At 71.8% G+C, this 12,515-nt stretch carries 7 protein-coding genes, 2 tRNA genes, 1 other RNA gene and 1 pseudogene; 4 read left to right on the top strand and 7 right to left on the bottom strand.

Annotation, left to right across the window (positions count from 1 at the left end; genetic code table 11):
• Nucleotides 1-661: 661 nt before the first annotated feature.
• Nucleotides 662-1,270, top strand: coding sequence for a response regulator transcription factor (locus IG54_RS0110525; protein ID WP_030780467.1), 609 nt, complete (start codon nt 662-664; stop codon nt 1,268-1,270).
• A 23-nt stretch (nt 1,271-1,293) separates the two neighbouring features.
• A tRNA-Gly gene (locus IG54_RS0110520) sits at nt 1,294-1,366 on the top strand.
• Between the two features lie 66 nt (nt 1,367-1,432).
• Here the strand turns inward: IG54_RS0110520 and IG54_RS0110515 are convergent.
• The 6 genes from IG54_RS0110515 to ffs form a co-directional block, all read right to left on the bottom strand.
• Nucleotides 1,433-2,329, bottom strand: a complete 897-nt coding sequence (locus tag IG54_RS0110515; RefSeq protein ID WP_030780465.1) for a phosphoribosylaminoimidazolesuccinocarboxamide synthase — start codon at nt 2,327-2,329, stop codon at nt 1,433-1,435.
• Nucleotides 2,330-2,435: 106 nt separating this feature from the next.
• A complete protein-coding gene (locus IG54_RS0110510; protein WP_030780463.1) occupies nt 2,436-3,923 on the bottom strand; it encodes a N,N-dimethylformamidase beta subunit family domain-containing protein in 1,488 nt (495 codons plus the stop codon).
• A 253-nt stretch (nt 3,924-4,176) separates the two neighbouring features.
• Nucleotides 4,177-6,039 (bottom strand): hypothetical protein, encoded by a 1,863-nt coding sequence (locus IG54_RS0110505; RefSeq protein WP_030780461.1) that lies wholly within the window; start codon nt 6,037-6,039, stop codon nt 4,177-4,179.
• A 327-nt stretch (nt 6,040-6,366) separates the two neighbouring features.
• Nucleotides 6,367-7,620 (bottom strand): phosphoribosylamine--glycine ligase, encoded by a 1,254-nt coding sequence (gene purD, locus IG54_RS0110500; RefSeq protein WP_030780459.1) that lies wholly within the window; start codon nt 7,618-7,620, stop codon nt 6,367-6,369.
• 162 nt (nt 7,621-7,782) lie between these two features.
• The gene (locus IG54_RS0110495; RefSeq protein WP_030780457.1) at nt 7,783-10,080 is read right to left on the bottom strand and encodes a DNA polymerase III subunit gamma and tau; all 2,298 of its coding nucleotides are present in this window, start codon (nt 10,078-10,080) and stop codon (nt 7,783-7,785) included.
• 44 nt (nt 10,081-10,124) lie between these two features.
• An RNA gene (gene ffs, locus IG54_RS39650) (signal recognition particle sRNA small type) lies at nt 10,125-10,223 on the bottom strand.
• Nucleotides 10,224-10,343: 120 nt separating this feature from the next.
• On the opposite strand from ffs, the gene IG54_RS0110490 reads away from it, so the two are divergent.
• Nucleotides 10,344-10,428, top strand: a tRNA-Ser gene (locus IG54_RS0110490).
• A 164-nt stretch (nt 10,429-10,592) separates the two neighbouring features.
• Here the strand turns inward: IG54_RS0110490 and IG54_RS42885 are convergent.
• Nucleotides 10,593-10,747 (bottom strand): annotated as a pseudogene (locus IG54_RS42885) (NUDIX hydrolase); the annotation flags it as partial.
• Nucleotides 10,748-10,826: 79 nt separating this feature from the next.
• On the opposite strand from IG54_RS42885, the gene IG54_RS0110485 reads away from it, so the two are divergent.
• The gene (locus IG54_RS0110485) at nt 10,827-12,386 is read left to right on the top strand and encodes an Eco57I restriction-modification methylase domain-containing protein (RefSeq protein WP_030780455.1); all 1,560 of its coding nucleotides are present in this window, start codon (nt 10,827-10,829) and stop codon (nt 12,384-12,386) included.
• Nucleotides 12,387-12,515: the final 129 nt, after the last annotated feature.

The raw sequence follows: 12,515 nt of genomic DNA, 5'->3' as shown, positions 1-12,515 counted from the left end.
GGGCGGTGCCGGGGGCGGCGCCGGGGGTGCTACCGGGGGCGGTCCCGGGGCCGGGGGCCGAGGATGAGCGGCGTCCTCGGGAGGCCGCTCGGAGCCGTCTGCGGGGGCCCGAGGGCTCGGTTCGGGGGGTCGCCGGGGGCCGCCTGCGGGAGGGGGTCGAGGGCTCAGCGCAGGGGGCCATCGAAGACCGCCCGCAGGGGCTGGCCGAGAACCCGGCTCGCGAGACCACCGGGAGCCATCTGCGGGAGGTGGCCGAGGACTCAGCCCAAGGGGCCACCGAAAACCGCCCGCGCGAGCCAGCCGAGAACCCGGCTCGGGAGAACGCCGGGGGCCGCCAGCGGGAGGCCGCTGAAAACCCAGCCCAGGAGGCCACCGAGGGCCGCCCTCAGGGGCTGGCCGAGAACCCGGCTCGGGGGACCGCCGAGAGCCGCCCGCGGGAGGCCCCCGAGGCCACCGAGGGCTCAGCCGCGGCAGCCGCCGAAGGCTGTTCGCGGGAGCCAACCGAGAGCCCGGCCCAGAACACCCCCGAAAGCCCTCCGCAGGAGATAACCGGCAGGCCGGCCCCGGAGGCCTCCGAGGGGTCCGCCCACGAGGCTGCCGGCCAGGGTTCTCCGCCTCTCCTGCCCCAACCCCACCCCCAGCCCCGGAAAGAAGCCCTGCTGTGATCCTGCGTGTGCTGCTCGCCGATGATGAGCACCTCATTCGTGGCGCGCTCGCCGCGCTGCTCGCTCTGGAGGACGATCTCGTCGTCGTCGCCGAGGCCGCGACCGGGCCCGAGGCGCTCGCCATGGCACGGGCCCACCGGCCCGATGTCGCGGTGCTCGATCTCCAGATGCCGGGCGCCGACGGTGTGAGTGTGGCCACATCCCTGCGGGACGAACTCCCGTCTTGCCGGACCATGATCGTGACGAGTCATGGCAGACCGGGACATCTCAAGAGGGCCCTCGCCGTGGGCGTGCGGGGCTTCGTTCCGAAGACGGTCAGCGCACAGCGGCTCGCCGAGATCATCCGCAGCGTGCACGCCGGAAACCGTTACGTGGACCCGGAATTGGCCGCCGACGCGATCTCCGCCGGGGACTCGCCGCTGACCGCCCGCGAGGCCGAGGTGCTCGAACTCGCCGCCGACGGCGCGCCCGTCACGGAGATCGCCGAGCGCGCCGCCCTCTCCCCCGGAACCGTCCGCAACTACCTCTCCTCGGCGGTCACGAAGACCGGGGCGGAGAACCGTCATGCGGCAGTGCGTCTCGCACGCGAGCGAGGTTGGGTATAGTTGTCCTCGCGCTACGGCGCAGCGCGGACGTAGCTCAGTTGGTAGAGCGCAACCTTGCCAAGGTTGAGGTCGCCAGTTCGAACCTGGTCGTCCGCTCAGAGACAAGGCCCCGCTCCTCGGAGCGGGGCCTTTCCGCGTTCCCGGCCCGGGCGGGCCCCGGGCCTACCAGGCGGTGCCCGTCAGACGCTCGTACGCCTCGATGTACTTGGCGCGTGTGGCGTCCACCACGTCCTGCGGCAGCGCCGGCGGCGGCTGCTCGCTCTTGCGGTCCCAGCCCGAGGCCGGCGACGTCAGCCAGTTCCGCACGAACTGCTTGTCGTACGAGGGCTGGGCGTGCCCCGGCTCCCACTGGTCCGCGGGCCAGAAGCGGGAGGAGTCCGGCGTCAGGACCTCGTCGCCGATGAGCAGCTCCTCGCCGTCGAAGCCGAACTCGAACTTCGTGTCCGCGAGGATCAGGCCGCGCTCGCGCGCGATGTCCCGCGCCCTGCCGTAGACGGCGAGCGTCGTCTGGCGCAGCTGGGCGGCGGTCTCCGCGCCGACCTGGCGGGCCACTTCCTCGTAGCTCACGTTCTCGTCGTGCTCGCCGACCGCGGCCTTCGCGGCGGGCGTGAAGATCGGCGCGGGCAGCTCCGAACCGTCGGTCAGGCCCTCGGGCAGCGCGAGGCCGCAGACCGTACGCGAGTCGTTGTACTCCAGGAGGCCCGAGCCCGTGAGGTAGCCGCGGGCGACGCACTCGACCGGGACCATCTCCAGGGACTTGCAGACGAGCGTGCGGCCCGCCCAGTCGGCGGGGGCGCCCTCGGGCACGTCCGTGGAGATGACGTGGTTCGGGACGATGTCCGCGAGCTGGTCGAACCACCACAGGGAGAGCTGAGTGAGGACGCGGCCCTTGTCGGGGATCTCCGAGGGCAGCACCCAGTCATAGGCGGAGAGGCGGTCGCTGGCGACCATGACCAGCTCGCCCGCCTCGTTCCGGTACAGCTCGCGCACCTTGCCGGTGTGGAGGTGCACCAGCCCCGGAACCTGAAGCGGCTCGGGCTTTTCTACGAATCCGGACACGGTTCCCTCCAGTATTTCTGGCCAAGTGATACCGATTCTCCCGTATCGGGAGCGCGGTCTTGGCCAGGGGTTCGGCGGAGTGGCGCGATCGCGGGGCCCGCGGGGGTCAGTCCCGCTTGCAGATGCGGTCCAGGAGGTTCGCCGTGGCGCGCTGGACGCGGGTGTCGACGTGGCCGGGCCGGTCGAGCGCCGGGGACCAGGCGAAGGTGCCGGACGCGAAGACCAGGGCGCCCGAGGGCGCGCGGTACAACGACGTCTCCTGGTGGCGTGTGACACCCTCCGCGTCCGCGTACGGCGAGTGGGCGAGCAGGATGCGTCCCTGGTGCTCGGGGAGCGCGGTCCGCGGGTAGTAGCGGTCGGCCTCGCCCGCGACCAGGCCCTCGATCTCGTCGCCCTCGTGCGCTCCCGTCGCCTCCCACAGCCAGTGGTCGGCGTTGCGCACGACGAGGGGGTGCGGCTCGGGGACGCGGCCCGCGTACTGGATGCCGAGCAGTTGCTGTTCGGGCGCCTTGCCGCCGTCCCGCTCGCGCCAGAGTGCGGGCCTGCCGGGGCCGTGGCGCTTGCGGCAGGTCAGCAGGCGGTCCTCGACGCCGGACGGGGAGGGGCCCAACTCCACCTGCCAGTACATGGTGTTGGCCGAGAGGAAGACCAGGGAGGTGCCGCCGTCGCGGGCCAGCTCCGTGGTGCGGCGCATGGCCGGGGACCAGTACTCGTCGTGGCCGGGGAAGACCAGGCCTCGGTAGCGGGTGGGGTCGATGCTGCCGGCGTGCAGGTCTCGGGCGTCGGCGTACGCCAGGTCGTAGCCGTACCGCTCGGCCCAGCGGATGAAGTCGTAGGCGTGGCCCACGTGCAGGGGCAGGCCCGCGCCCGCGTACGGCCGGTCGAAGGAGACCGTGACGGCGGCCTCGCTCTCGCCGAGGAGACGGCCCTGCTCGTCCCAGGCGTGGTAGAGGCTGGCGCCCGTGCGGCCGTCCTCCGGGTAGAGGTTGTACGCCTGCCAGGTCACGTCCGGCAGGAGGAGCAGGAGGTCCGCGGGGTGGCTGTCGCGGACCGTGAAGGGCACGTGCGAGCGGTACCCGTCGGCGGTGGTGAGCACCGCGACGTACGCCCCGATGCTCCAGTAGGTGGGGATCTGGAGGCGCCAGGAGAGCCACCAGTGGTGGCAGGAGACCGTGCGGTCCGCGGTGAGTGGGGCGGGCTGGACGATGCCGGACAGGCGCGGGCTCGTCGTGATCTTGCTGGCGCCGTCGCCGCCGTAGTGCCCGATGCGGTAGATGTCGACGCTGAACTGCTGGGGCGGGTCGACGGTGACGTGGAAGTCGATCGCCTCGCCCGGGGCGACGGCGCCGGTGGACGTGAAGCCCTTGATCTGGCAGCGCACGTCGTCGGCGGTCAGGGGGGCGCCGGTGCGGGGCGCCGGGATGTTCGCCCCCGGGGCGGGGGCGTGGTCGACGTACCAGGGCACGACCTTGCCGGTGTCGTCGAAGTAGTGTTCGGATCCTCGCAGCCAGGGGAGCGGGCCCTGGCCGAAGGGGTCCGACACGGCGTGCGCCAGCGCGCCCGATTCCCAACGGCGGATCTGCTCCTGCCTCATCTCTTCCCCTCCCTCGCTCCCCCGAGCCTGCGGCCCCGGTTGCTACGCACGGCCCGGCGACCGCTCCCAGCACATCACATTACGCACGCGCTCCGTCACCGTTCGTCGCGATTGACGGGGATCGGGGAGTGGGCTGGGTGGGGCCGCTGGGCGAGGGCGATGCGCGGGGTGCGCGCGGCGGGGTGAGTGGTAGGCGGGGCCCGCGGGGGTCGGGGCCGGCGGGCCGGTCTGGGGGCCGCGCCCGTGTGCCTGGTCAGACCAGGCGGACCGGCTTCTCCTGGCGGACGCCGAGGCGGGGGAGCCAGTCCTGCAAGGGGGACGGATCGCCGTGCTCGACGAGGCGCAGGACCCGCGGCGCGAGATCCGCCGCGCGCTCCCCGTCGACCAGCAGCGCGGGCCCGTCGAGCCAGTCGAGGCCGGGCGCCGCCCCCGCGGTGTCCACCGCCGCGCAGCACACCATCGCCGTGACGTGGTCGGCCAGCAACTCCCGGCCGGTGCGCGGCGGCTGGAGCGGGAACAGCGGCAGCGCGCCGTCGTCCCAGAGCGCCTCGTCCGGGCCCTGCCCCGCGGGTGCGGGGCGGGCAGGTGCCGCGGCCTCTTCCCGGGCCAGCTCGGCGCTGAGGCCTGCGGCGAGGATGCCGCTGGGACTCTCGTCGTGGGCCTCCGCCCCATACGCCTCATGCGTGTCCGGGGCCTCTTCCGCGTCCCCGTAGGCTCCGTGGACCGTCACCTCCGGGGCGGTGAACTCCTCGTACGCCGCCGCCTCCGGGGCGGCAACCACCCCATAGCCCCCAACTGTGGCGGCCGGGCTCGTCAAGTGGTCCAGGACGCGGGCGAGGGTCGGGCCCTCGGGGTCCGGGGCCGTCGGGTCGGCGGGGTGGTGGCCGACGCCCAGGGAATCCAGGACGCGGTGCAGACGGGCGGCGTCCATGCGCCACTTGCGGTCGACGACCTCGTCCGGATACTCCTGCCAGGCCACCGGCGCCCAGTCCTGCCCCGTCTCCGCGGGGCCGCCGTGGAAGAGGCGGGCCGCGAGCAGCGAGGCCGCCTCGTCCACCGAGCCGGGCTCCTCCAGGAGGTCGCAGGCGGGGCGCTCGCCGAGGCGCGAGGCGAAGCCCTCTGCCAGGCGGTCCCTGCGGGACAGCTCCGTGAGCGCGGAGACCACGCCCGCGTCGAGCCGGGAGGGCCAGCGGCCCATGCGCCAGGCGGGCAGCGCGACCCGGGTGAGCAGCCGGTCCCAGCCCGCGTACGCGAGGCCGACCTGCTCCTGGGCGACGATCCGCACTCCGTAGTCCACGGTCTGCGCGCGCTCCGCGGCGGCCGCGGCGACGCCGCGCTCCATCTCGGCGGCGTGCACCCGGCAGTTGCGCAGCAGCAGCCGGGCGATCCAGCCGATGCCGCCGAGCACCGTACGGACCACGGGACCGCGGCCCGGGGCCGAGGCGACCGCGACGGCGGCGTCGAGCCCGCGCACGAAGCGCCGGGCCGCGGCTATGTCGGGGTGCGCGGAGGGGCCCGTGCCCGCGACGACGGGCGCGAGGACCGCGCGCAGCTCGCCGACCCGCATCCACCACAGGAACGGGGAGCCGATCACCAGCACGGGAGCGGTGGAGGGCACGCCCTGCGGGGCGCGGGCGCCGCGCACGGTGTCGGCGGCGCCCTTCGCGGCCCCGGCGGTGTCCCGCTCCTTGGCGGGCGGCCCGTGCGCCGGGTGGGTGCGGTCCTCCAGCCAGCTGTCGCAGTCGGGGGTGAGCGCTATCGCCGAGGGCGCGGGGACGTCCAGCCGGTCGGCGAGGTCACGCACCAGGCGGTACAGATCGGGGGCCGACTCCTCGGCGATCGCGACCGTCGGGCTCAGGGCCGGTCTGGCCCGGGCGACGACCAGCGCGACGCCCGCCGCGACGAGCAGCACCAGCACGGCGAGCACCGTCACGATCCAGCGCACGACGTCCCAACTCGGGCCGACGATATGGCCCGTGGTCCCGCCCGCGAGCAGCACGACGGCGGCGGCCGCGGGCAGCAGGGCGACGGCCAGCGCCCGGCTGCGCAGACGCAGCACGGCGATGGCCCGGGAGCGCGCGGACTGCGCGCCGACCTCCACACCCGTACCTGACACGACCGATGGCACCCCTCTGCTTGCCTACTGCTCGGCCACCGGCGGGGGCCGGTGGCACACATCAACGGCGTTGCTCTTGCTCACTCCCCCACTGTGGCACCCGCCACTGACATCGCAATGCCGGTGGTCTGTTTGGCTCTGGGTGCTCTGAACGCTTGCGCCGCACCCTAGTTGGGGTACCGGTCGTCGTCAGCCGGATGGGCCAGCGGTCACTCGATGGAATGGCTTTGGCTAGAGGTGGGTGCCGAAAAGGCCCCGGATCAGTTCAGATCCGGGGCCTTGAGGCTATTCGACGGGGGTCGCCGGGGTGGCGTAGGTCTTCGCTGGTTACGCCTCCGCGGCCGCCTTCGCCGCGATGTCCGTACGGTGCTGGGAGCCGTCGAGGCGGATGCGCGACAGGGCGGCGTACGCGCGTTCGCGGGCCTGGGTGAGGCCGTCGCCGGTCGCCGTCACGGACAGCACGCGGCCGCCCGCGCTGACGACGGCGTCGCCGTCCCGCTTGGTCCCGGCGTGCAGAACGTACGCGTGGGGGGCATCCTGTGCCGCCACCTCGTCGAGCCCCTCGATGGGATCGCCCGTGCGAGGGGTGCCGGGGTAGTTGTGCGAGGCGACGACCACGGTCACCGCGGCGTCGTCGCTCCAGCGCAGCGGGGGCAGGTCGGCGAGGTTTCCGGTCGCCGCGGCCATCAGGAGCCCGGCGAGCGGGGTCTTGAGGCGGGCGAGGACCACCTGGGTCTCGGGGTCGCCGAAGCGGGCGTTGAACTCGATGACGCGTACACCGCGACCGGTGATCGCGAGGCCCGCGTACAGCAGCCCGGCGAACGGCGTGCCGCGGCGGCGCAGCTCGTCCACTGTCGGCTGGAGCACGCTCCGCATGACATCGTCGACCAGCTCCGGGTCGGCCCACGGGAGGGGCGAGTACGCGCCCATGCCGCCGGTGTTCGGGCCCTGGTCGCCGTCCAACGCGCGCTTGAAGTCCTGAGCGGGCTGGAGCGGGACGACGGTCTCGCCGTCGGTGATCGCGAAGAGGGAGACCTCGGGGCCGTCCAGGAACTCCTCGATGACCACGCGGTCGCAGGCCAGGGCGTGCGCGCGGGCCGCCTCGATGTCATCCGTGACCACGACGCCCTTGCCGGCGGCGAGCCCGTCGTCCTTGACGACGTACGGCGCTCCGAAGGCGTCGAGGGCCTCGTCGACCTCCTCCGCGGTCGTACAGACGTACGACCGGGCGGTCGGCACGCTCGCGCCCGCCATCACGTCCTTCGCGAACGCCTTGGAGCCCTCCAGCTGGGCGGCCTCCTTGGACGGGCCGAAGCAGGGGATGCCCGCGGCGCGCACGGCGTCGGCGACGCCCGCGACCAGCGGGGCCTCCGGCCCCACGACCACGAGCCCCGCGCCGAGCCGCTGGGCGAGTGACGCCACGGCGGCGCCGTCGAGGGCGTCGACCTGGTGCGTCTCGGCCACTTCCGCGGTGCCGGCGTTGCCGGGGGCGCAGTGCAGCTCGGAGACGTCGGGGTCGAGGGACAGAGAGCGGCACAGGGCGTGTTCGCGGGCACCACTGCCGATGACGAGGACCTTCACGGGGTCAGCCTAGCTGGCGGGGTGGGGCGGCTTTGTACGGCCCACCTAGGGCTGGCTCCGGAGCCTTTTGTACGAACCTCCAGGCGGGCCCTGCTTGGCGTTCTGAGCAGGGCGAGACGACGAGGGGCGGGGAGCTACCCGCCCCGCCCGATCTCCTCGCTGCTATTCGTTCGGATACTCGTCCACCACCGTCGCTCCCAGCTCGCGAACGATCAGGTCGTGGCCGGACAGGGCCGATTCGACGAGGTCCGGGTCGTCGTCCTCGGGCACGTCGTCCTCGGGGGACACATGCTCCGGGGCGGGGGCCGACCGAGGAGGCGGCGTCGGCTCCGGGGCCGGCGGAGGCGGGGCCTGCGGGGCCGGGGCGGCGGGGCGCGGCGTCGGCTGCTGCGGCGGGGCCGCGGGGCGCGGAGCCGCGGGAGCACCGCCCCCGCCGAAGTTCCCCGCGGCCGGCGGCGGCGCGGAACCGCCCGACGGGTCGACGATCGCCTCGACCTTCCACTGCACGCCGAACTGCTCGGACAGCGCCTGCCGCAGCACGTCCTCGCTGCCGCTGCTCGCGAAGTTGTCCCGCGCGCCCGCGTTGACGAAGCCGATCTGGAGCGTCGTGCCGTCGAAGCCCGCCACCTGGGCGTTCTGGCTGAGCAGGATCCAGGTGAAGCGGCGGCGGTTCTTCACTGCCTCAAGGATGTTCGGCCACAGGGTGCGCGGGTCGGGCCCGCCCGCGGGGGCCGCCTGGTGCGCCAGGGGCGCGGGGCCCGGGGCAGGGGCCTGCGGGGCCGAGGCCGGCGCGGAAGCCGGCGCTCCGCCGCCCGTGGAGGCCGCGGTGGGCCAGCCGCCGGGCCTCGGGCCGGACTCCGGAGCGGGGGCCGCGTGCGTGGGCGCGGGGGCCGCGTGCGTGGGCGCGGGGCCGCCTCCGGGGGCCGAAGCTGTCGGCCACCCGCCGGGCCTGCGCTCCTCCGACGGCGCCGGGGCCGCGGCATGAGCGGCGGGGGCGACAGGAGGGGCAGGAGGGGCAGGAGGGGCAGGAGTGGGCGCGGGAGGCGGTGCGGGTGCCGACGGCGGGGCGACGGGAGGCGCGGCCTGCGGCGCGGGCGCGGAACCGGCGCCCGGAGCGACAGAGCCGCCCGCTTCAGGGGCGGGGCCCGGTCCTGCCTGCGGCGCTGCGGAGCCTCGTACAGCCGCACGCGCGGCGGCGGGACCGGCCCCCGAGGCCACCGGCGCGGGACCGCCCGCGTGGGCCTCGGGCCCGGGAACGTACGCCATGGCGGGTCCGGGGCCCTGCCCGCCCGGTACGAAGTTCCCGCCGCGCTCCAGGCGGTCGAGGCGGGCCATGACCGAACGCTCGTCGTCGTACGCGGCGGGGAGCAGCACGCGTGCGCAGATCAGTTCGAGCTGGAGGCGTGGGGAGGTGGCGCCCCGCATCTCCGTCAGGCCCTCGTTCACGATGTCGGCCGCGCGGCTCAGCTCGGCGCCTCCGAAGACACCGGCCTGCGCCTGCATGCGCTCCACGACGTCGGCGGGGGCGTCGATGAGCCCCTTCTCGGCGGCGTCCGGCACGGCCGCGAGGATGACCAGGTCGCGCAGCCGCTCCAGGAGGTCGGCGACGAAGCGCCGCGGGTCGTTGCCCCCCTCGATCACGCGGTCCACGACCTCGAAGGCCGCCGCCCCGTCCCCCGAGGCGAAGGCCTCGACCACGGAGTCGAGCAGCGAACCGTCCGTATAACCGAGCAGGGACGTCGCCATGGCATACGTCACACCGGCCTCGCCCGCGCTGGCGAGCAGCTGGTCCATGACGGACATGGAGTCACGCACGGACCCGGCACCGGCGCGCACGACGAGCGGCAGCACGCCCTCCTCGACGGCCATGTCCTCGCGGCCGCAGACCTCGGCGAGGTAGTCCCGCAGCGTGCCCGGGGGGACGAGCCGGAACGGGTAGTGGTGCGTACGCGAGCGGATCGTGCCGATGACCTTCTCGGGCTCGGTCGTCGCGAAGATGAACTTGAGGTGCTCCGGGGGCTCCTCGACCACCTTCAGCAGGGCGTTGAAACCCGCCGAGGTGACCATATGGGCCTCGTCGATGATGTAGATCTTGTACCGGCTCGACGCGGGCCCGAAGAAGGCCTTCTCGCGCAGGTCACGGGCGTCGTCCACGCCGCCGTGCGACGCGGCGTCGATCTCGATGACGTCGATGGACCCCGGGCCGTTCCTCGCCAGGTCGCGGCAGGACTGGCACTCGCCGCAGGGCGTGGGAGTGGGACCTTGCTCACAGTTCAGGCAGCGGGCCAGGATGCGCGCGCTCGTCGTCTTGCCGCAGCCGCGCGGGCCACTGAACAGGTACGCGTGATTGACCCGGTTGTTCCGCAGCGCCTGCTGCAACGGGTCTGTCACATGCTCCTGCCCGATGACCTCGGCGAACGACTCCGGGCGATAACGGCGGTACAACGCGAGAGACGACACGCATACGAGGTTATAGGCGACCACTGACAACCCGGACCGCCCCAACGCAAAGCGCCCCCCACGCACCCGCCAGAGCCGACCTACCCTTGCTGCCTTCCGGCCCTGGGGGAGTTCAGTCAGATAGCGCCACGTGAGGGGCTGAGCCCCACCCTAACGGATCCCCGGACCCGAAAGCGACGCCGGGACCCACCCTCCCGCCCTCCTGATCCCCCGACCGGGATCGTGTTCGCGAGCACTCCCCAACGTCTTGTATTGTTTGCGGCGGAGGATTCGCCTAGTGGCCTAGGGCGCACGCTTGGAAAGCGTGTTGGGGGCAACCCCTCACGAGTTCGAATCTCGTATCCTCCGCACCCGCCCGTCAGGGCAGACGAAGGGTCCGACCGCTCAGTGGTCGGACCCTTCGTCGTTGCGTGACCTCCCGAGTGATCCCCCATGAGGCTCCTCGGCGACCCGCAGGCCGCACCGGCTCGAGTCGGCTCCTTTGACCGGCCCTCCGCGGGTCCGTACGTCACGTCTTCGCGGGCCTCTCCGGGCGCGACCTCGTCGGCCGGGAACTGCCAGGAGAGCTGACCTTCGCTGACACGGCGGCGCACCATGAGCACGCGCCCCTGATGGACGACGTTGGCCACGGGATGCCGAGTCTCTCCTCCTCGTTCTGCTGCGTCACGTCTGTTCATCCAGCACAACCAGGATGGCGTTATCCACAGAGTGGCCGGGAAAGGGAACCCGGTGGCTAGGCTTCGCCCATGGCAACACAAGCACCAGCAGAGGCAGCGGATCTAGTTCTCCGCACGGAAGCGCGAAGGCAGGAGTCGTCTTCGGCGCTTGAGCCCAAGCTGCGCGCGAAGCTGGGCCAGTACTTCACCCCCGCCCCCGCTGCGGAATTCATTGCCTCGCTCGCCAGGCTGGAAGCGGCGGACACGATCCGCATTCTGGATCCCGGCGCCGGCGCAGGCTCCCTCACCGCATCCCTGGTCATGCGGATCCTTCACGATCTTCCTGGTACGCGTATCAGCGTTACGGCCTGTGAGGTTGATCCTCAGCTGCATGGCACCCTGGCGGCCACGCTTGAGGATTGCGTCACTACTTCGCGCGCAGCCGGCAGCCGTCTCGAGGTGAACCTCGTACGAGATGACTTCATTGCATGGGCGACTGAGGACGACGAATTGGCCAGGGAGGCCAGAGGCCAGTTCGATCTCGTGATCATGAATCCCCCTTATAGGAAGCTCGCTGCGAACTCTCGCGAGCGCAGGGTGGTAGCGGCCGTATGCACCGAGACCTCGAATCTCTACTCGGCGTTCATGGCACTCGGCGTCCACCTGCTCGCCCCTGGGGGACAGCTCATAGCGATCACCCCTCGCAGCTTTGCCAATGGCCCATATTTTCGACCGTTCCGCAGGTATTTTCTTGATCACATGCACATTGACCATGTGCATGTATTTGAGGCACGGAACAAGGTTTTCGCCGACACGTACGTTCTCCAGGAGAACGTGATCTTCTCGGCTACCCGAACCGATTCCCGGCATCGCGGCCCGGTGACAGTCTCGTCCAGCCAGAGCTTTTCGAGCGAGATCCGTAGCCGAACGGTTTGCTACGAAGAAATGGTTCACCCGGCAGATCCAGAGCACTTCATCCATATCAGCGCCGACGAAGAAGACGTCGAGCTTGCGGCAGCACACGCAAACCTGCCGGCCACCCTTTCCGAGATCAATTGCCAGGTATCTACGGGGCGCGTGGTCGACTTCCGCAGCAAGGAACACCTGCGCCCTGACCCAGCCGAGGGAGCAGTTCCCCTGATCTACCCGCTCCACATGCGGGAAGGTGGAATTTGTTGGCCCGTCCCGGGAGCAAAAAAGAATAACGCCATCATGCTCAACGGCGCCACCGAGAAGATGACGTTTCCTGCCGGTTACTACGTCGTCGTAAAGCGCCTCTCCTCCAAGGAGGAGAAGCGCCGGGTTGTTGCATCCGTCTTTGATCCGGATGAGACTCCGTGCGAGCGAATCGGTTTCGAGAACCACGTGAACGTCTTTCATGACGGTGGTGAAGGGATCACCAAGGAGGTTGCACGCGGCCTCTGCCTCTGGCTGAACTCGACCCTCCTGGACCGCTTCATCAGACGGTTCAGCGGCCACACGCAGGTCAACGCCACCGATCTGAGGAACCTTCGCTATCCCAGCAAGTCTCAGCTGAGCGCCATCGGACGCGACTGGTCACAGGGCGCGTTGCCCGACCAGGAGAAGATCGACGACTTGGTCGAGCGGCATTTGGAACAAGCAGAATCCGACCAGCCCCTTAAGCGCTGAGGTCGGTTGCTGAACTTTCCACAATGGCCGATCCTATGCCCGATGACCGAATCGCGACAGCCCTGCCTTGTGGCTGGCAGCCAGCCGCAGCCCCTGTCAGATGCACCCTGTAGTGTGACGTCTCATTGC

The organism is Streptomyces sp. NRRL S-920 (assembly GCF_000717945.1).
In the GTDB taxonomy this organism is placed as follows: domain Bacteria; phylum Actinomycetota; class Actinomycetes; order Streptomycetales; family Streptomycetaceae; genus Streptomyces; species Streptomyces alboniger.
The sequence above is the reverse complement of the archived record's forward strand: the minus strand, read 5'-3'. Positions and strand labels throughout refer to the sequence as shown.